This is a genomic window from Clostridium transplantifaecale, from assembly GCF_900626075.1.
GTDB classification, from domain to species: domain Bacteria; phylum Bacillota; class Clostridia; order Lachnospirales; family Lachnospiraceae; genus Otoolea; species Otoolea transplantifaecalis.
Genome location: NZ_UYZY01000001.1, coordinates 1,232,442 through 1,253,134, shown reverse-complemented (window position 1 = coordinate 1,253,134; position 20,693 = coordinate 1,232,442). Strand labels below are relative to the sequence as shown.

The 20,693-nt window shown below is 47.7% G+C and carries 16 protein-coding genes, 1 riboswitch and 1 other annotated feature; of the genes, 8 read left to right on the top strand and 8 right to left on the bottom strand.

Translation table 11 applies throughout. From position 1 onward, the window contains the following. Positions 1 to 59: 59 nt before the first annotated feature. The 5 genes from EJL91_RS05350 to EJL91_RS05330 are packed head-to-tail and all read left to right on the top strand — an operon-like array spanning position 60 to position 5,238. Positions 60 to 662, top strand: a complete 603-nt coding sequence (locus EJL91_RS05350; RefSeq protein ID WP_125140895.1) for a flavin reductase family protein — start codon at positions 60 to 62, stop codon at positions 660 to 662. Further along, a complete protein-coding gene (locus EJL91_RS05345) occupies positions 637 to 1,536 on the top strand; it encodes an SIR2 family NAD-dependent protein deacylase (RefSeq protein WP_206429455.1) in 900 nt (299 codons plus the stop codon). Before EJL91_RS05350 ends, EJL91_RS05345 begins: the two co-directional genes overlap by 26 nt. 15 nt (positions 1,537 to 1,551) lie before the next feature. Further along, on the top strand, positions 1,552 to 4,095 hold the full coding sequence (locus EJL91_RS05340; protein ID WP_243125234.1) for an excinuclease ABC subunit UvrA: 2,544 nt from the start codon (positions 1,552 to 1,554) through the stop codon (positions 4,093 to 4,095). A gap of 5 nt (positions 4,096 to 4,100) precedes the next feature. After that, positions 4,101 to 4,880: a protein-ADP-ribose hydrolase gene (locus EJL91_RS05335; protein WP_125140894.1), complete on the top strand. Its 780-nt coding sequence runs from the start codon at positions 4,101 to 4,103 to the stop codon at positions 4,878 to 4,880. Between the two features lie 58 nt (positions 4,881 to 4,938). After that, positions 4,939 to 5,238 carry a response regulator gene (locus EJL91_RS05330; protein WP_164516750.1) on the top strand — a complete coding sequence of 100 codons (300 nt, stop codon included), beginning with the start codon at positions 4,939 to 4,941 and terminating at the stop codon, positions 5,236 to 5,238. Positions 5,239 to 5,402: 164 nt separating this feature from the next. On the opposite strand, the gene EJL91_RS05325 is transcribed toward EJL91_RS05330, so the two are convergent. The 4 genes from EJL91_RS05325 to EJL91_RS05310 form a co-directional block, all read right to left on the bottom strand. Further along, entirely contained in the window at positions 5,403 to 5,855 is a 453-nt protein-coding gene (locus EJL91_RS05325) for a MerR family transcriptional regulator (protein ID WP_125140892.1), read from the bottom strand. Positions 5,856 to 6,572: 717 nt separating this feature from the next. Beyond that, a complete protein-coding gene (locus tag EJL91_RS05320) occupies positions 6,573 to 7,346 on the bottom strand; it encodes an ABC transporter ATP-binding protein (RefSeq protein ID WP_125140891.1) in 774 nt (257 codons plus the stop codon). After that, positions 7,347 to 8,222, bottom strand: coding sequence for an ABC transporter permease (locus EJL91_RS05315; RefSeq protein WP_125140890.1), 876 nt, complete (start codon positions 8,220 to 8,222; stop codon positions 7,347 to 7,349). A gap of 28 nt (positions 8,223 to 8,250) precedes the next feature. Beyond that, positions 8,251 to 9,360 carry an ABC transporter substrate-binding protein gene (locus EJL91_RS05310; protein WP_125140889.1) on the bottom strand — a complete coding sequence of 370 codons (1,110 nt, stop codon included), beginning with the start codon at positions 9,358 to 9,360 and terminating at the stop codon, positions 8,251 to 8,253. Positions 9,361 to 9,507: 147 nt separating this feature from the next. After that, positions 9,508 to 9,747, bottom strand: a binding site (T-box leader). 118 nt (positions 9,748 to 9,865) lie between these two features. Here EJL91_RS05310 and EJL91_RS05305 point away from each other — a divergent pair. Further along, positions 9,866 to 10,378 (top strand): cysteine hydrolase family protein, encoded by a 513-nt coding sequence (locus EJL91_RS05305; RefSeq protein WP_125140888.1) that lies wholly within the window; start codon positions 9,866 to 9,868, stop codon positions 10,376 to 10,378. 897 nt (positions 10,379 to 11,275) lie between these two features. After that, a riboswitch (cyclic di-GMP riboswitch) is annotated at positions 11,276 to 11,350 on the top strand. 167 nt (positions 11,351 to 11,517) lie between these two features. Next, on the top strand, positions 11,518 to 13,995 hold the full coding sequence (locus EJL91_RS05300; protein WP_125140887.1) for a transporter substrate-binding domain-containing diguanylate cyclase: 2,478 nt from the start codon (positions 11,518 to 11,520) through the stop codon (positions 13,993 to 13,995). A gap of 85 nt (positions 13,996 to 14,080) precedes the next feature. Here the strand turns inward: EJL91_RS05300 and EJL91_RS05295 are convergent, their stop codons facing one another. The 4 genes from EJL91_RS05295 to aroF all read right to left on the bottom strand — a co-directional run bounded on the left by EJL91_RS05295 (position 14,081) and on the right by aroF (position 18,067). Continuing rightward, positions 14,081 to 14,494: an EamA family transporter gene (locus EJL91_RS05295; RefSeq protein ID WP_125140886.1), complete on the bottom strand. Its 414-nt coding sequence runs from the start codon at positions 14,492 to 14,494 to the stop codon at positions 14,081 to 14,083. 50 nt (positions 14,495 to 14,544) lie between these two features. After that, positions 14,545 to 15,825 (bottom strand): 3-phosphoshikimate 1-carboxyvinyltransferase, encoded by a 1,281-nt coding sequence (gene aroA / locus EJL91_RS05290; protein ID WP_125140885.1) that lies wholly within the window; start codon positions 15,823 to 15,825, stop codon positions 14,545 to 14,547. Between the two features lie 101 nt (positions 15,826 to 15,926). Beyond that, positions 15,927 to 17,024: a prephenate dehydrogenase gene (locus EJL91_RS05285; RefSeq protein WP_125140884.1), complete on the bottom strand. Its 1,098-nt coding sequence runs from the start codon at positions 17,022 to 17,024 to the stop codon at positions 15,927 to 15,929. Positions 17,025 to 17,053: 29 nt separating this feature from the next. After that, a complete protein-coding gene (gene aroF, locus EJL91_RS05280) occupies positions 17,054 to 18,067 on the bottom strand; it encodes a 3-deoxy-7-phosphoheptulonate synthase (RefSeq protein ID WP_125140883.1) in 1,014 nt (337 codons plus the stop codon). A gap of 304 nt (positions 18,068 to 18,371) precedes the next feature. Here aroF and EJL91_RS05275 point away from each other — a divergent pair, with 304 nt between their 5' ends. Then, entirely contained in the window at positions 18,372 to 20,471 is a 2,100-nt protein-coding gene (locus tag EJL91_RS05275) for an elongation factor G (RefSeq protein WP_125140882.1), read from the top strand. The last annotated feature ends 222 nt before the right edge of the window (positions 20,472 to 20,693 follow it).

Sequence of the window (20,693 nt, the reverse complement as noted above, 5' to 3'; positions counted from 1 at the left end):
TTGGACTCAGAACGGAGGAATCAGCGTGAAACATCATGTGATTTATGGAGGATTAGAATATGGGAAGAATCAATTTTGGACAAAGAGCAGGCATATCACCGACCCCTATGCTTCTGATTGGAACGTATAACGAAGATGGAACGCCGAATGCGATGGTGGCCACTTGGTGCGTTACCGCCACTTGGGAAGTTGTGGAGCTTAACCTTTACAAAAGTAGAAAAACCACGGATAATATTATGAAAAGAAAGGCATTTACAGTTTCCTGCGTTACACGGGAATGTTTAGATAAATGTGATTATCTCGGAACGGTCTCCGGCAGGAAAGTGCCGGATAAGGTGGAGCGCACTGGTTTTACAGTTATAAAGAACGGGTTAGTGGATGCTCCCTATTTTGCGGAACTGCCTGTCACAATGGAGTGTGAACTTCTGCGCATTGATCCGGGAGAAGATGATATCTCGGTCAGAGTGCTTGGAACAGTCAAAAATGTATCCATTGACGAGAGCGTGCTAAATGCGAATGGAAAAACTCTTGATTTTGACAAGCTGTACCCCGTTTGTTGGGACAATTTCAGCAATGATTATTTTATAATTGGGGAAAGACTTGGCCGTTGGTTTACGCTTGGCAAGGCGTATAATCATGAGGGCTTTCACTATGAGGTCTAAAGTTGAGGAATTAGCAATCCAACTTCGGTATGCAGATTCCATTATCATCGGTGCAGGCTCCGGAGTTTCCACCGCAGCAGGCTTTACTTATGCAGGCAAACGGTTCAAAACTTATTTTGCAGATTTTGAGAAGGAATACGGCTTTCACGATATGTATTCAGGTGTTTTTTATTCCTTTCAAACGCTGGAGGAATATTGGGGATATTTCAGCCGCCTGATTTACATTAACCGTTATATCATGCCGCCTGTTCCTGTTTATCAGAAGCTATTGCGTGTGGTACAGGATAAAGACTATTTTGTATTGTCTACCAATGTAGATCACTGTTTTCAGCGGGCAGGTTTTGATAAGCAGCGGCTTTTTTATACGCAGGGGGATTACGGACTCTTTCAATGCTCAAAACCCTGCCATCAAAAAACTTACAACAATAAAAATATTGTTCTGAAAATGTTAGAAACACAAGGCTTTCTAAGAACAGAAAATGGCGAGTACAAAATTACTGAAAAATCGGGCTGGAACCTGAAAATTCCGAAAGAGCTTGTACCAACCTGCCCGATATGCGGCAGGCCAATGACGATGAATCTGCGTGGGGATGATACCTTTGTAGAAGATGAGGGCTGGCATAAAGCGTCGGCAGGTTATGCGGATTATCTTCAAACCCATTCCAAACGAAAGGTATTGTTTTTGGAAATCGGAGTGGGCATGAATACACCGGTAATTATTAAATATCCTTTCTGGCGTATGACGCTTGCGTGGCCAAACGCCATCTATGCCTGCATCAATCAGGGGCAGGCTGTTGTCCCAAAAGAAATACGATCAAAATCTATCTGTATAAACGAAAGCATTGATTCGGTACTTGATGAATTACAGCGTTAGCAGGAGGCGAAAAATATGGATAATAGTCTGACAGAATATAACGGTATGCCGTCTACCATTACGGTAAGAGGCGCGCGTGTCCACAATCTCAAAAATATAGATATTGACATTCCGCTCGGAAAACTGGTGGCAGTTGCCGGTGTGTCCGGCTCTGGTAAATCCTCCCTTGCCCTGGGCGTTCTATATGCGGAAGGTTCGCGCCGTTATCTGGAAGCCCTATCTGCTTATACCCGCAGACGTATGACACAGGCTGCCGAAGCAAAAATAGACTACATCGAAAATGTTCCCGCAGCTCTCGCCTTGCACCAAAGACCGGCAATGCCGGGGGTGCGGAGTACCTTTGGAACGATGACGGAACTTTCAAACAGTCTGCGCCTCATGTATTCCCGGCTTGGTAGCCATTGCTGTCCTAATGGGCATTTGATAGAGCCGACCGCCGATGCAGCAAGGGGCAGGCAGATCGTTTGTCCTATTTGCGGAGTCAAATTCGACCCGCCAAGCGCGGAATCCTTTTCCTTTAACAGCGATGGAGCCTGTCCTCATTGCACAGGAACCGGAACCCGGCAGACTGTGGACGAAACTGTGTTAGTACCTGACGAATCACTGTCAATAGATGAGGGGGCGGTGGCGCCTTGGAATTCGTTAATGTGGTCTCTAATGACGGATGTATGCAGGGCGATGGGTGTTCGTACCGATGTCCCATTTTCTGAATTGACCGAACGGGAACGGGAGATCGTCTTTCATGGCCCTGCTGAAAAAAAGCATATATTGTACAAGGCAAAAAACAGCAATCAGGCAGGCGAGATGGATTTTACTTACTTTAATGCCGTTTATACGGTGGAAAACGCTCTGGCAAAAGTCAAAGATGAGAAAGGTATGAAGCGGGTAGAAAAGTTTTTGAAACAGGATGTCTGTCCGGATTGTGGAGGGACTCGCTTAAATAAGCAGGCCCGATCCACTCTTTTATGCGGTGTGGATTTGCCCACGGCGACCGCCATGACTTTAGAAGAAGCCGTAAGGTGGGTACAGACCATTCCTGATGCAATGCCGGAGATCTTGCGGGAAATGGCGGTAAGTGTTGTCACCCAATTTTTGAATACGGCAAAAAGGCTGCTTGATCTCGGACTTGGATACCTGACACTCGACCGTGCAAGCTCAACACTTTCCACTGGAGAACGCCAGCGGGTACAGCTTGCCAGAGCCGTGAGAAACCAAACGACAGGTATTCTTTATGTTCTGGATGAACCTTCGATTGGATTGCACCCGTCAAATGTGGACGGGCTTTTGGCGGTTATCCATGACTTGATTGCCCACGGAAATTCAGTGGTTCTTGTAGAACATGATGTCCGGGTATTAAAGGCGGCGGATTGGCTGGTCGAAATGGGAGCTGGAGCCGGAGAATTTGGCGGCAGTATTGTATCTGTCGGAACAATTGCTGAAACCGCACGGAATCCGCAATCCCTGATTGGAAAATTTCTTTCGGGAGAAGAACCCGTTGCTGTCCGGAAAAAAGCAATGGAAACGCTCATGTTTGAGAATGGCTGTATTTCCCTTTCTACCAATCCATTGCATACCGTACATTCTCTTGAATTAAAAATACCCAAAGGCCGTTTGGTTGCCGTAACCGGCGTATCCGGCTCCGGAAAGACTACCCTTGTTTTAGAAAGCCTTGTTCCCGCTTTACAAGCAGAAATCAATCATCAGCCGTTTCCAAAGCATATTAAGGCGTTACAGGCAGACGGAATAAAAAGGGTAAATGTAATCGACGCCACCCCCATCGGAACAAATATACGTTCCACGGTTGCAACATATAGCGGCGTTCTGGATGACCTGCGCCGTATTTTCGCAGCCACTTCCACCGCAAAAGAACTGGGGAAAAAGACCGGGGACTTTTCTTACAACACAGGCTCTTTACATTGCCCAGCCTGTGACGGCACAGGTCAGATTACAATGGATATTCAGTTTCTTCCCGATGTGGAAATCATCTGTCCGGACTGTGGTGGATTGCGTTATGCAAAAGAAGCAAAGAAAATCCGCTATATTCCGAAGAAGGCCACTGCCGATGATCAGGGAATTTCTCTGCCGGAATTGATGGCCTGTACGGTGGAGCAGGCACTTGATAAAATGTCCGATGTCAAAAAGGTTCGGGAGCGTTTACAGGTGCTTTGCGATTTAGGACTTGGCTACCTTACGCTTGGAGAGGCGACTCCCTCTTTATCCGGCGGAGAAGCGCAGCGGTTGAAAATTGCTTCTGAAATGGGAAAGCTGCAGGAGGATGCGGTTTTCATTTTTGATGAACCCACCATCGGGCTTCACCCATTGGATATACGGGTGCTAATCCGTGTATTCCAAAGCCTCGTTGATAATGGCGCAACGGTAATCGTTATCGAGCATGACCTTGATATGATTGCCAATGCAGATTATGTGATTGATATGGGGCCGGGTGGAGGGGAAGCCGGAGGACGGATTATTGCAACTGGTACCCCAACAGAGATTTCTCAAAATGTTAATAGCATTACAGGGCAATATCTCGTGGAACTGGCAGAAAGAAAAGAGTGACGGATATGACGCAGGAGGAAAGAAGAATCTTTTTGATACATGAGTTGTTAGGGGAAGAATCAAAATATATACAGGTTAAAATACCTGAAGAACCTGAAGAACAAAAAATCCTGTTGCGGGCATTGATGAATGTGAGGCGTCCCAAACCTGTCAATGCACAGTTTCTACAGATACAGGATGAATATTTGCAGATGGAAATCACTGAAAAAGGCATTACAGATTTGGATAGTTTAGAAGAAATCCAAGCAGGAATTTATTTGTGGCAAGGGGACATTACTACTCTGAGATGTGATGCCATTGTTAACGCTGCCAATAGCGGTATGACTGGATGTTATGTCCCAAACCACAAGTGCATTGATAATTGTATTCACAGTTTCAGCGGAATTCAGCTTCGTCTGGCCTGTGACAAGATAATAAAAAAGCAGGGGCATGATGAAGCGACCGGGGCGGCAAAAATCACAAGGGCATTTAATTTGCCATGTAAGTATGTTCTGCATACCGTTGGGCCGGTTATATCAGGAGTATTGACGAACAGGGATTGTGACTTGTTGGCCTCGTGTTATTCTTCCTGCCTGAAACTGGCGGCAGAACATGGATTGGACAGTATTGCATTTTGTTGCATATCTACCGGAGAATTTCATTTTCCGAATCAGAAAGCGGCAGAAATTGCAGTGCAAACGGTCAAGAATTTTATGCAAACAAAAACTTCTATTAAAAAAGTTATATTTAATGTTTACAAAGATATTGATGCACACATTTACTGGCGATTGCTTAATGGAAATTAATCATTGGCCGATGTTCTAAAAATAAATGGCAAAGAGCATTTGTTTCCGGAGGCGTAAGATGAAAAAGAAAGTGCTGATTATAGATGAAGATTTAGCAGTTTGCAAGGAAATTAAATATGCGCTTCAGAGTGATACGACAGATGCTTATTATGTGACGTCTGTACAGGAGGGCTTTGAACTGTTTACGAAACAACATTTTTGTCTGGTTATCATGGATATTATTTTGTCGGAAGCAGATGGCGTTGGATTGCTGCAGGCTATCCGACAAACAAAGCCTGTTCCTGTCTTAGTTTTATCTTCCAAGGCAGAAAAAACTAATAAAGTATCTGCGCTCAGGGCAGGGGTAAAACAAAAATAAAGGGCGGAGTTGGTCTGCTCAACCCTTTAAACTATTATCTAAGAGATATTGGAATATAAGTTGCAGAGCCGTATACGAGACCCTCATGTACGGTTCAACGAGAGGGAGATAACTCTTAGCAGTTATTTCTCTACTTTATTGTGCTGTCGGCAATGCCGTTTACTTTATAAAAGGAGTCCTTTGGCTTTTTCCCGCATAGCCCAAAATTCAGTTGGGATGTCCTTCTTTTGAAGTTTCTGATGGATAGAGCAGGTACTGGCTGACTTAGCCGTTTCATAATACCATTTTTTATAATCCAACATCTTTAATGTTTCTTCCATCTCACTGATCATTTTCATCATGATATCCCTCTGCTGTTCAATCAGTTCCAAATGCTGCTGAATCGTAGAATCACCTTCAATACACCAGTCAATGAAAGATTTAATCTCTTTAATCGGCATACCTGTTTGCTTTAGGCATTCAATGATAGAAAGCCATTCAAAGTCGGATTTCTTAAACATTCGTATGCCGCCCACGGAGCGTTCCACAAAGGGCAGCAAACCTTCTTTATCGTAATAACGCAGTGTTGATGGGGACACATTCAGTTTCTTCGCCATTTCGCCAACGGTATAAAGCATTCCGTTCCACCTCCGATTTTATAAAAAATCTATTTGGATAACAGAAAAGTACTGACTTAGAGTTAACTTCAAAGTTTATACTGAATGCAGGCGGCAGCAATACACTGCAGGCATAACTTACAATGCGATATGGGTATTTGCCCGAAATCAGAAGTGGCGGTAAAATAGAGATAGCCGGAACTGGCGGCTCGGAGCTATACGAAAATCAAGAAAAAGGCAACACAATACACATTTTTGTATGGCGTTAGAGCCAGAGTTTACAAGGGTTTCCGAGGGTGAGCTACATTTTACGGTTCTATCTATGTGGGAAAATACAAAAAAAGGTAAAATCCTTTTGCAACAGGAATCTTAAGACACTGCTCACAAAAAGACAGCACTTTTCATCTGCTGCACAACACCCGGAGAGTCGGACGACTTATTCAAACATAATTTTCCATCCAAGCTGCTGGAACATGCAGAGAAAACGGTAAATTTCGGCGGAGATCTGAGACCGGAGAAAATGAGTTTTCTGGACAGGAAACTAGCGGAGGCTGTAACCAGGCTGGAACCGAAGATGCTCGGAATACTGTATGAAAATATAGAGGGACTGGCGGCTGTGATTGCGGAAAACGGAGCTTAAAAAATACGGAAGGACAGACATTTAATTGTGTCTGTCCTTCCGTGTTAAACTGTTTAAAGAAGATATAAGTTCACCGGTTATGCATTTGCATGCCCATTTTAGTTGCCGCATTCAATACTGATCTCGTTAAATCGGTCGAGCAAATCCTCCACCTTCGTTGCCTTTTTATCTTCGCCCTTCTGATCGAGAATAGCATGGCCCTGATGCATCATCAGGAGGCGGTTGCCGTATTCAACGGCATAGCGGAGATTGTGGGTGACCATGATGGTGGTCAGCTTTTTTTCGCGGACAATCTTGCCGGTCAGTTCCATGATAATTTCGGCCGTTTTCGGATCCAGGGCAGCGGTGTGCTCATCCAGGATCAGAAATTCGATCGGTGTCATGGTGGACATCAGAAGCGCCATTGCCTGCCTCTGTCCGCCGGAGAGTACGCCGACCTTCACTTCCAGCTTATCTTCAAGGCCCAGGCCGAGGGAGCTCAGGGTTTCACGGTAATAATCGATTCTTTGTTTGTCGGTGCCGCGCTTTAAGTTGAATGGTTTGCCTTTTGTGTCCGCCAGGGCCATATTTTCCAGGATAGTCATATTGGGGCAGGTCCCCATGGCTGGATTCTGGTAAACGCGGCCGATGGTGCGCTGGCGTTTGAATTCAGGCATGCGGCTGATGTCTTTGCCGTTTATGATAATCCGTCCGCTGTCGACCGGAATGCTGCCGCAGATGATATTTAAAAGTGTCGTCTTGCCGGAACCGTTGCTCCCGACGACAGATACAAAGTCGTGTTCATCAATGGTCAGATTAAAATCTTCAAACAGGCACATCTCATTGACTGTCCCATGGTTATAATATTTATCAATGTGTTTTAATTCCAGCATTTATTTCACCTTCTTCTTTCCATTCTCACTGACTACGAGGATCACAAGGAAGAATATGGACGTGATGAGCTTTAAGTACAGTGTTTTAAGCCCGAGGGCCATAGCCATGGAAACGCAGCCTTTATATACGATGGTTCCCAGGATAACGGCTGTCGTAGCTTTAAGTTTCCCGAATCTGGCAAATACCTTGGTTCCGATGATAACGCTTGCAAGGCCCATAACAATGGTGCCGGTACCGACGGAAATTTCAAAGAATCCCTTCTGCTGGCAGTACACTGCGCCCGAGAGGGCGGCCAGGCCGTTTGCCAGCGCAAGGCCCAGGATTTTAACAGATCCCTTATCCTTGGCTAAAGAGGTGACCAAAGTTTCATTGTCGCCTACGGCCCGCAGAAGATAGCCGGAGCGTGTTTTCATATACATGTCGAGAAGCACCTTGACTACAACGACAATCAGGAGAAGGATGATTACAGTGCTGAATTCACCGAGCGGTGACGGGAGGCCGTAAACAAACTCATTGTCAAAAATCGTATCTTTACTGAAAATCGGCAGGTTTGCCTTGTCGCCTGTGATTCTTAAATTCAGGGAATACAGCGCCGTCATGACGATAATTCCTGAAAGAAGGTCACGCACCTTCAGTTTGACGTGGATCAGTCCTGTAACCATTCCGGCCAGGGCGCCTGCCGCAAATGCGATAAAGAGAGTGAGAAACGGCGGCAGTCCGGCAAGTATCAGAGTGGCGGTGACAGCCGCTCCCATAGGGAACGTACTGTCTACCGAAAGATCCGGAAAGTCGAGGATGGTGTAGGTGATATAAACGCCCAAAGCCATCAGTGCATAGATTAAACCTTCATTCAAAACGCCAAGTATGATAGACATGGCAAACCTCCAAATTTCTTCTTAATAGTTATTGTGTGATTTCGTCAAACATTTCCGCTGCATCTGCGGTCAGACTTTCCGGTAAAGTGATGCCCAGGTTTTCCGCAACTTTTGTGTTGCCGTAGAAAGAAGCGCCCTTAATGATTTCAAAATTCATTTCGCTGGCTTTTGCTTCACCCTTTAACACTTTGGCAGCCATCTGTCCTGTCTGTCTTCCAAGAGCAACATAGTCAAGTCCTTCGGATGCAAGGCAGCCTACCTTAACCTGTTCTACTTCACTTCCGAATACCGGAATGCCTTTTTTGTTAGCCGCATCCAGGACAACCTGAAGAGCGCTTACTACCGTATTATCCGTCAGATTGTTGATACAGTCAACCTTCTGAACCAGCTGATCAACTGCCAGCGGAACGTCTGCTGTGGAGGAAACGCCGCTTTCAACAATTTCAAATCCGTATTCCGGAGCGGCTGCTTTATATTCTTCAATCGTGGAGAGGGAGTTAACCTCGCTTGTGCTGTACATGATACCAATCTTTTTTGCATCCGGGAGAATCTCACGGATCATCTGAAGCTGTTCCGTTACAGGAAGCTTGTCGCTGGTTCCCGTTACTTCGCCGACCGGTGTGCCGTCTGCGTTAGCAAGCTCAGCCATAACCGGGTCGGTTACTGCCGTATAGATAACCGGAGTTCCCGTTTTTCTGGCCGCACTGTAGGCGCTCTGTGCGATTGGAGTTGCAATGCCGCAGATTAAATCAGCTTTTTTGGAAATAAAGTTGGTAATAATCTGGCTGGATGTTCCGCCGTCGGCATTGGCGTTCTCATAGAGGATGGTCAGGTTCTCACCTTCCACAAAACCTTCTTCCGCAAGTCCCTGGATGAAACCTTCACGGCAGTTGTCGAGTGAACCGTGAACGGCAAACTGGCCGATACCGATTGTATATTTTCCATCTGCAAGATCTCCGGCCTGCCCGGCCTCGGAAGCGGCTTCGGAAGTTTTGGCCTCCTCTGTGGATTCTGCTGCTGAAACGGTCTCTGTCTCAGGCGCCTTTGTCGTCTCTGCCGTATTTCCTGAAGAACAGCCGGATAACATGGATGCTGCCATAGCGCCGATTAATAATGATGCAAATACTTTCTTTTTCATAATTCTTTCCTCCATTTACTGTTTTTATGATTTTTGCAAATAAATTCCGTTTCTCTGAGGGAGCGGTTCCCGGTTCTGTCCGGTGCAGTTCGGTTCTGCCCGGAGAGCTTTTTAACAATATAAAAAATCCCAGACGCAGAAAACTGCATCTGGGACGAATTGATAAATCCGCGGTACCACCCAAATTGACTTTGACTTCAAGTCCACTCAATCATATACTAACATATATGCCGCCAGATAACGGTTGCGGTTTCCGTCAGCCCATACTGTTATTCAGGGCTGCCCTCAAAAGTCCATTCGGCTATCAACTTCATACCGTGCTTCCACCATGACACGGCTCTCTGTGATGTTGTAAGATAACTTACTCCTCTTTTTCAACGGTTTTTATTTTCATTTATCCTAATACTTTTCCGGGGATTTGTCAATAGCGTTTGCAGAAAAATTGTGATATAATTTTAAAAATATAAGAAAACAGACAGAGCGGACAAGGAAAGGGGCGGTAATAATGAAAAAATTGCTGGCAGTAATTGACATGCAGAATGATTTTGTAGACGGTTCTCTGGGGACGGAAGAGGCCCAGGCGATTGTATCGGGCGTCAAAGCCCTGATTGAGCAATACCGCGATGAGGGCCAGGAGGTTGTCTTTACATTGGACACTCATGACGGCGGCTACCTGGACACACTGGAGGGGAAAAACCTGCCGGTTGCGCATTGCATCAAGGGAACAAAAGGCCGGGAACTATGCAGCCAGCTGAATGAATATGAAGGAAAACGATTTGAAAAGCCGACGTTCGGCTGCATCGGGCTGGCCGAATATGTGAAAGAGGGGAACTACGAGTCGGTTGAACTGGTGGGACTCTGTACGGATATCTGCGTTATTTCCAATGCGCTTCTAATCAAAGCGGCCGTTCCCAATACACCGGTGAGCGTCAGGGCCGGCTGCTGCGCGGGTGTGACGCCGGAGAGCCATGAAAATGCGCTGAAGGCCATGAGCATGTGCCAGGTGGGGATTAGTTGAGATGCGAGGACGCTTCTGTAAGATGGCGGACGGGGGAGTGGGAGGGTGTGTATGAGTCTTCAGTCCCGGTTTGTAAGTTGTGGTGAGGGGGAATCCAGGAGAAAAAATTCCTACGGGGACTCGCTCCCGCTTGTGGAATGCGCAGCGGCTGCTAGATTCGAAAATACCTCATCAAGCACCGGCGGATTCCAAGGTCTCCCTTCGGAAAGTTTTCTCCTTCCTTCCCCGGGCAGGTTGTCGACGGGACTGAAGACTCAGCGAGGGTATTGCCCCGTCCGCCGGCTTCAGGGGCTGATTGTCTCTTTCGTCAAGTGTGAAGGTGGTATTGTCGCGGCCGCGATATAGTCGTAACTATTTTACATTCTGGCGACATCCCAGGCTGCATAAAAAGAGTATCAGAATAAACACTCTAAGATTATAAAATTATAAGTGTACATAGTCTCATAGTGAACAGGATGCAGTTTTCCAGCATCCGGGGAAACGTAGTGGTAGCGACAAGCGCCTCCCCCATTGAAGAAGTAGGACAGATCAGGCGCCGCAGGCCAGGGGCCGGGCAGCCGTCTTGGCTGAGTCTTTCGTCCCGGCCATAACCTTCCTGTGGGGAAGGAGGGAGAAAAAGATTCCGGAGGGAACCTGGGAGTTCATCGGCACTTACCGAGGTATTTTCGAGGTTAGTGACCGTTATGTACTCCAACGAGCGCAAGCGTTTCCCGCAGGAACTTTTTCTGCCCGGATTCCCCGCCCACGATAACCTTTCACCGGGACGAAAGACTCATCGATCCCCCTCACCACCCCGGCCCCTGGCCTAACGGCGGCGTCCTCATTTCTCAACCAAATCCCCATTTTATGACATAATTCCAATAGACTTTTTAAACATCCCATGATACAATCTATCTAATTGTATAAAGGCAAAACTGCTGTAAAGCAGTGACGCAAAACTACAGGGCCTTACGGAGGCAGCCAGTTGCAAGAATAGGACTGCTTTCAGCCGGGAAATTGTGGCTGTATCTGGAGCTCTGCCTTATTGGCGGGGCTTTTTATCATGTGAAAGTGTATATGTGATATAAAGATATCCGGGGAAATATACAGGTCATTGTTGTAACAAAGGAGCCCGTTATCAGGGGCTGTGAGGGAGAACTATGAAATCAGCTAAAGCGGGAAAAGGCTTTTTGATGGGGATTGCCGTCATATGGATGCTTCTATGCATGACCATACCGTCCGAGGCAAAAGAGAGACGTGTCGTACGGGTGGGTTATCCGATCCAGTATGGTTTTACAATGAAAGATGAGAAGGGGCAATATTCGGGTTATACGTATGATTATCTTCAGGAACTGGCACAGTATACTCAGTGGAAATATGAATTTATAGAGATTGAGGGTTCTTTGAATGAGTCCCTTCCCGTTATGCTGGACATGCTCCAAAAGGGAGAGATTGATCTGATGGGAGGCATGAATTATAATGAGGCTCTTGGGGAGATATTTGACTATCCGGGGAGTGCATATGGGGAGACGGGAATTGTCCTTGCGGTGCCGGACAGTAATTTGGATATGACACCCGAAAGCTTTACGGAGAGGGAAATCCTAAGAGTGGCCGTGGTCGGCAGTGGCGGAAAGCAGCAGGACGCCATGGAGCGGTACCTGAATTCGATCTGCCAGAATTATGAAATAATAAGCTGTATTGATGGCCACGAGGCGGTAAAGATGGTGCAGGAAAAGAAAGCGGATGTCATCCTGGAACCTGAGGTTGGAACGCTCGAAGGGTACAGAGCGGTAGCCAGGTTTTCATCCACTCCTTTTTATATGGCGGTGACAAAAGGAAATACAGAACTTTTAAAAGAACTGAATGCCGGAATGCTGGAGCTTGAAGAGACCGATCCGACTCTGATACCCAGACTCCACCGGAAATATTTTAATGCAAAATCAGAATATCTGCTCTATGAAACCAGGGAGAAAGCTTATCTGGAGCAGGCAGGCACGTTAAAAGTTGTGGTTCTGGATGGGAAGGTTCCGATACAGAGCGTCAATCCCAAGACGGGTGAAGCGCAGGGAATCGCGGTTGATTTCCTGAATTATATCTCGAAAGAGACAGGACTCCGGTTTGAGTACATCGGAATAAAAGATACGGATGAGTACCGCAGGATGGTCCTGGATAAAGAGGTGGACTTGATTTTGGCTGTTCCCGGCAGTACACTTGTTACCGAGGAATTCGGAATTACCCAGACTCTGCCGTACATGAATGTTTCACAAATCCTGATTGTGCATAAGGGAGTGGATCCGGGAGAGCTGAAAGGAAAAACAGCGGCAGTCTATGATGCGTTTGGTTCTGTGGAGCCGGAGGCGGGCCAAGTCAAACTCTATTATTCGCCGGAGGAGGCGATGGAGGCGGTCAATGAGGGGGAGGCGGATTACTGCCATATTAACAACTACTCATTTCAGTACTGCATCAATAAGACCGCGTACAAAAATATTACGGCGATTGTCATGACAGAAAGCGGCAGCCAGCCAATCTGTCTCGGTGTCGTTAGGGATTCGGACCGGGTACTCCATAATATACTGAATAAGGTGATCTCATATATGCCTGATTCCGAAAAGGAAAGGATATTTTATGAAAGTTCCATCAACCGGGAGCAGCTCTCTTTTATCGATTATGTCAGGGGAAATCCCGGTGCGTTTACGGCCATCGCGCTTGTCCTTGTGGCGGCCATCGGATTGGGACTGCTGCGTAATATCCGCAACCGGTATGAAATGGATCGGAAAATGGCGCTGGAATACAGGCGTTACCGGCAGCTTTCGGAAGTTGTTGGGGAGAGTGTCTATGAATACGATTTCCGGGACGACGTGCTGAGATTCTCCGGTGACGGAGTGCGTAAGCTTGGCGTAGACGAGGTGATTGGCGATTTCAGCAAGTATGGGGTAGAGCTTCTTGAAAAACGGGGTATTTCAGGCGAAAATACACTGTATCACTGGATTATGCAGGAAGAAGAGGGGACGAGGGACGTTCAGATTATATCGGCCAGGGAGCCGGAGCGGTGGTACCGTGTCACCTCCAAAGTGGTAAAGGACGATTCGGGGCGGGCCGTGTACTCAATCGGCCGGGTCTGGGATATTCAGAAGGAAAAAATCGAAAAAGAACGCCTTTTGAAGAAAGCGCAGAATGACGGAATGACAGGTATTTACAATTCATCCACGGTACGTGAAGTGATTTCCGAAGCGCTGCTCAAAGAGAAGACAGGCGGGGCGCTGCTGATTATGGATATAGATCATTTTAAAGAGATCAACGACCATTATGGCCATTCCGTCGGAGACGACGTGCTGACCCAGGTGGGCACATGCATGAAGTCTATATTTGTAAAAGATATTTACGGCCGTCTGGGCGGTGATGAATTTATCGCCTATATGCCGGGCGTAAGGACGGAAGAGGAATTGCAGGAAAAAGCGGAAACGATCAGAAATGAATTCAGGAAGATTGTAATCGTGCCGGAATCATCCGGAATTACGGCCAGCATTGGTGTGGTGGTAAGAAAGGATGAAACTGATTTTGAGGTATTATACCAGAAAGCAGATATTCTCCTCTATGAAGTGAAAAAAGAAGGCCGTGACGGCTGCAAAATAGGATAAGATGGTTCTTGCGTCTGTGCCATGGCAAAAGAGTTCTGTTCCCAAAACGGGCGCAGAACTCTTTCTTTTACAGATTATTTTGTAATTAAAGTATCATTGTAAACGTACCTGCAGTTATCAGAATCAGGCCGATTACGGTTTTTGCGGATATCTGCTCATGGAGAAAAAGAAAGGCGAGCAGGACCGTGATTACCGTACTGAATTTGTCGATCGGGACAACCTTCGAGGCCTCTCCAAGCTGAAGGGCTTTGTAATAACACATCCAGGAGGCGCCGGTAGCCAGGCCGGACAGAATCAGGAAAATCCAGCTCTTCCGGCTGATGGAGGCTATTCCGCCCTGTGTATTTGTGATGAAAACCATACCCCATGCCATAAAGACAACAACCACGGTGCGGATGGCGGTGGCCAGATTGGAGCTGATGCCTTCTATACCGACCTTAGCTAATATGGAGGTCAGGGCGGCAAAGACGGAAGATAGGAGAGCAAAGATAAACCACATTCAAAAACCTCCTTCAGGTGACTGGACTGATTAACCGAGAGCAGGAATTGTTATTTCCTGAACAGGCGGTGCAGGTCGGAGTAAAACCCCGGATAGGATATATTTACGCAGTCGGCATCCAGAATCTCTGTTTCCCCCTCGGCAGCCAGCGCCGTTACGGCAAAGGTCATCGCTATGCGGTGATCTTTTTTACTGTCGATGACAGCCCCATGGAGAGGACGGCCGCCGCGGATGATCATGCCGTCATCGGTTTCTTCCACATCAGCTCCCATGGCTCTTAGGTTCTCCGTCATGACGGCAATCCGGTTGGACTCTTTTACCTTCAACTCCGCCGCATCGCGGATCAGAGTGGTTCCTTCTGCAAAACACGCCATGGCTGCGATCATCGGAAGCTCATCAATCAGGGTTGGGATAATGCTCCCTTCAATGACGGTGCCTTTCAGCGCAGAGGACCGGATGAGCAGATCTGCGGTGGGTTCACCCGATTCGTTTGTTTCGTTCAGAAGCGTGACGTTTCCGTTCATCATCCTGCATACATGAAGCATGCCGTCACGGGTCGGATTAACGCCGACATTACGGATCAGAATCTCAGAGTCCGGGATAATCAGAGCGGCGGCAATGAAAAAGGCGGCCGACGAGATATCGCCTGGAACGGTAAGCTTTAGTCCTTCCAGGGGATTGCCGGGCCTTAATATGGCCGTCGTACCCTCCGTATGGACATCGGCCCCATAAGCGGAGAGAAGAAGCTCCGTATGGTTCCTTGAGACATACGGCTCCGTGACGCGCGTCTCCCCGTCCGCATACAGTCCGGCCAGCAAGACGGCGGATTTTACCTGGGCGGAGGCGACGGGAGATAAATAGTGGGTTCCGTGAAGCCGGCTCCCCGTAATTTCAAGAGGCGCACAGCCGTTATTATATTTGCTTTCAATATGGGCGCCCATCATGGAAAGCGGTTCCATAATGCGTTTCATGGGACGTTTGCAGATGGACTCGTCTCCGGTCAGCGTTACATTGAAATCCTGGGCGGCCAGAATTCCGGAGATCAGCCGGGTGGTGGTGCCGCTGTTCCCGCAGTCCAGAACCCCGGCCGGGGCGGTGAGGCCTTTCGGGCCTTTTCCATGTATCAGGACGGTATCGCCGTTGTTCTCAATGGTAATTCCCATTTTAGTAAAACAGGATATTGTGGACAGGCAGTCCGCTCCCTGAAGAAAACCGCGGACTTCCGTCAGCCCGTCGGCAAGTGAGCCGAACATAATGCTTCTGTGGGAAATGGATTTGTCACCCGGTACGGTCAGTTCCCCCGCTAAACGGCGGACTTTGGAGAATATCATAATGTTAAACCTCGTTTCGTATTCATTTCTTCCTATATGACTGGCGGCAGCCGTCCATCGCCAAAACACGTAATAAGTCCGGCGAAGACAGCGCTTTGCCGTCAGCCGGGATAAAGCGTATAATTATAACTTTTCAGCCGGTTCCATGCGTCGGTCATGGAGGCCTCCTCATAGAAGGAAATGCGCAGCGCGCCTTCTCCGTGTTCCCGGTTATGGTTGATTCCGATATTCATAATATTAATCCCCTGGCCTGCTAAGATGGCGGAGATGATGGAGATGGCGCCCGGCTCATCCACTACATCCACGGAGAAAGAATAGTCCGGTGTAATGGAGCCTTTTGAATTATCGGCAAATGAGTTCCTGTAGTCTCTGGAGGACTCAAAAAGCTGATAAATGGCACCCGATTTTTTAGATTCCACCTCACCGAGAATCTGGTTGAGCGATTCGATATAGCGCCTCAGGATGACCGAAATATTGGCATCGTTGGTCATGCAGATCTGCTCCCACATGACCGGGGAGGAGGAGGCAATACGCGTGATGTCCTTAAAACCGCCGGCGGCCAGAAGCTTCATCGTCTGGTTTTCAGTATCACAGTCATGAACCAGGTTGACAAGGCTGGAGGCGATCAGATGGGGCAGGTGGCTGATGGCGGCCACAATAAAGTCGTGCTCCCTGAAATCCAGCACCAGGGGAATGGCGCCGATTGCCGCGGCAACCTCAGTCATCCGTTCCACGAAGGAAGGCGGAGTTTTTCCGGCAGGCGTAATAATATAGTAGGCATTTTCCAGAAGGTGATCAGTGGCGCTTTCATAACCGGTCTTTTCGGAACCGGCCATCGGATGGCCGCCGACAAAACACTCCTCCATGCCGAGAGCGGTGACTGTTTCGTGAATATTGGTCTTGGTGCTTCCGACGTCAGTGACAATGGCTCCCTCTTTTATGAAGGGACGGATCCGGTTCAGGTAATCGGCATTATATTCAACAGGGGTACACAGAAAAATGATATCGCATTCCATGAGGTGTTCATCCACACCGTCCAGAATCACGTCCACAATTCCATCCCGTTTCGCCTGCTCCAGTTTTTCCCTGGTGCGCATGTATGCCATAATCTTCGTATCTGGCGCTCCGCGCTTCAGCCCCTTGGCGATAGAACCGCCGATCAGGCCGAGTCCGATAAACGCAACTGTCAAATCTGTCATAGAAAATCCTCCGCATATGTATTTATCGTTTAGAATGTCCTGTCTGAAAGCTCTGCATACGGCCTGAGACGTTTCATCAGGTCGTCAAATTCTTCAAAGGTGAGAGACTGCGGGCCATCGGAAAGCGCCTTTTCAGGGCAGGGATGGGCTTCAATCATCAGTCCGTCCGCTCCGGCGGCAATTGCTGCCTTGGAGAGCGGCTCCACATAGGCTCTGACGCCTGTCGCATGGCTCGGGTCCACAATAATCGGAAGGTGTGTCCTCTGCCTCAGGACCGGCACCGCGCTTAAGTCCAGTGTATTTCTCGTGGATGTCTCGTAGGTACGGATTCCACGCTCGCAGAGAACCACATTTTCGTTGCCCTCAGACATAATGTATTCGGCTGCATTCAGCCACTCATCTATTGTAGCAGATAAACCGCGTTTCAGTAAGATAGGAAGAGAAGTTTTTCCCGCTTCTTTAAGCAGTTCGAAGTTCTGCATATTTCTGGCGCCAATCTGGAGCATATCCACATACTGCACGGCCGATTCAATCGCGTGGCTGCTGGTGACTTCACAGATAACGGAAAGTCCGGTGGCCTCCCTGGCTTCCTTCATATATTTAAGGCCCTCCGTCTCAAGTCCCTGGAACGAGTAGGGGGAGGTTCTTGGTTTGTAGGCGCCTCCGCGGAGGAAGGTGGCGCCGGCCTTTTTCACGGCAAAGGCCGTTTCCATCAGCTGGCTGCTGCTCTCAATCGCGCATGGGCCGGCCATGACGGTGAGTGTTTTCGGTCCAATCTCCGTGTTCTGCACTTTTATGACGGAGGGATCCGGATGGAATTTCTTATTGGCCAGTTTATAAGATTCGGTGACGTTCACCACCTTATCTACGCCGTCCGATATTTCAATGTTGGAGCCTGTGAGCCTCGTCTTATCGCCTACAACTCCGATGATGGTTACCTGATCACCCTTGGAAAGATGAGCCGTCAGTCCCTTTGACTCAATCATTCCGGTTACTTTTCTGACTGCTTCCTCCGAAGCGTGCGGCTTCATTATAATAATCATTTTTTGTCTCGCTTTCTTAATTTGGGTTGTGATGGATCCTTTTATTTATGCGGGTTTTCTGCGTTATTGCCTATTGTATTGCATAAAAGAGAAGTTGTCAACGATTTATTGCGTTAAACTTCGACAGTTTAACGTGGACGGTGAAAATCAGACGCCAAAATATGATAAAACCTGAAGATTTTCAATTCTCTTGTGTCAAATTGGCATAAAATTTGTATAAAATGTGAATTTTGCTTGAAATTTTCTCTCTTTTCTTGTACAATATCAACATGGACTAAAATTTATCTACGGGAGGAATTTTTATATGAACGTGTATGGGACAAAACAAATCCGTAATGTTGTTTTATTAGGTCATGGCGGCGCCGGAAAGACAACAGTAGCAGAAGCCCTGGCTCTTGTTACAGGTGTTACAAAGAGAATGGGTAAGGTTCCGGAAGGCTCCACTATCAGTGATTATGATAAAGAAGAAATCAAAAGACAGTTCTCTATTTCCACAACCATGATTCCGTTAGAGTATGAAGGAGAAGATGGTCCGATTAAAATTAACCTCTTAGACACTCCCGGTTATTTTGATTTTGTTGGAGAGGTTGAGGAAGCAATCAGCGTTGCGGACGCGGCGATTATCGTTGTGAACTGCAAGGCAGGTATTGAAGTAGGAACGGAGAAGGCATGGGAGCTCTGTGAGGAGTACAATCTGCCGAGAATTATATTTGTAACGAACATGGATGATGATCAGGCCAGCTTCCGTGAACTGATCCTGAAACTTGAGAAGCGCTTCGGAAGAAAGATTGCCCCGTTCCAGGTGCCGATCCGTGAGAACGAGAAGTTTGTAGGTTTTGTCAATGTTGTAAAGATGAAGGGCAGAAGATTTACCAATTTAAGTGATTACGAAGAATGCGAGATTCCTGAGTATACGCAGAAGAACCTGGGAATTGTCAGAGACGCCCTGATCGAGGCCGTAGCCGAGACCAGCGAGGAGTATATGGAACGTTATTTCTCCGGCGAAGAATTCACCCAGGAAGAGATTTCCTCAGCGCTCAGAGAACATGTTATAGAAGGAAATATCGTACCGGTTCAGATGGGTTCCGGCATCAACGCACAGGGATTCAGCCATCTGCTTCAGGCTATCGACAAGTATTTCCCGTCACCCGATAAATTTGAGTGCGTCGGCGTGGATGTATCCACCGGCGAGCGCTTTACAGCTAAATATAACGACGATGTATCCCTGTCGGCCAGGGTATTCAAGACTATTGCCGACCCGTTTATCGGCAAATATTCACTGATGAAGATTTGTACCGGTTCCCTGAAGCCCGACAGCGTGATTTACAACGTGAACAAGGACGCGGAGGAGAAGGTTCAGAAGATTTACCTGTTAAGAGGCAAGGATGTCATCGAAGTGCCTGAGTTAAAGGCAGGAGATATCGGCGCTGTGGCGAAACTGAGCGTGACACAGACGGGCGATACGATTGCAGTCCGCACCGCACCGATCGTTTACCACAAACCGAAAATTTCCACACCGTATACATATATGGCTTACTCAGCCAAGACAAAGGGTGACGAGGATAAGATTTCCTCAGCTCTCGCAAGGCTGATGGAGGAAGATTTAACGCTGAAAGCAGTCAACGACGCCGAGAACCGCCAGAGCTTACTCTACGGTATCGGGGATCAGCAGCTGGAAATCGTTGTAAGCAAACTGCTTGCAAGATATAAAGTTGATATCGTCCTCACCAAACCGAGATTTGCATTCCGTGAGACACTGAGAAAGAAAGTGGAGGCTCAGGGCAAGTATAAGAAACAGTCCGGCGGACACGGCCAGTACGGTGATGTTAAGATGGAATTTGAACCGTCCGGCGATTTAGAGAAACCGTACGTATTTGAAGAGAAAGTATTCGGCGGCGCCGTTCCGAGAAACTACTTCCCTGCAGTAGAGAAAGGCGTACAGGAATGCGTCGTGAAGGGACCGCTTGCCGGTTATCCGGTAGTAGGCCTTAAGGCTACCCTGACGGACGGTTCTTACCACCCGGTCGACTCTTCGGAGATGGCATTCAAGATGGCCGCCACACTGGCGTTCAAGAAGGCATTTATGGAAGCCAACCCGGTTCTTCTCGAGCCGATCGCATCCCTGAAGGTCATTGTACCGGATAAATTCACCGGTGACGTTATGGGCGATTTAAACCGCAGAAGAGGCCGTGTTCTTGGAATGAACTCCGATCACCACGGCAAACAGATTATCGAAGCGGATATCCCGATGTCTGAACTGTTCGGATATAATACGGATCTCCGTTCCATGACAGGCGGTATCGGCACCTACTCCTACGAGTTCAGCCGCTATGAGCAGGCTCCTGGCGATGTACAGAAGAAGGAAGTGGAGGCAAGAGCCGCAGAGGCAGCTGAGAGAGATTAAGGGCTGCGGGAGGGACTGTATGTCCCGCCAATCATTTGAATCAACCGTTTTTTAAACAGTAAATATGGGGATATGAGTATGGTCGGTAAAATGCATGTCCCATCGGTTTTACCGCCAAAAGGAACTGCCGTAGAGGAAAATCTCTGCGGCAGTTTTTTACAGCGAACGGGCCGAATCTGAACCGAAAATTGTGCAACTTCCAGTTATTACCATTCAAAGCGG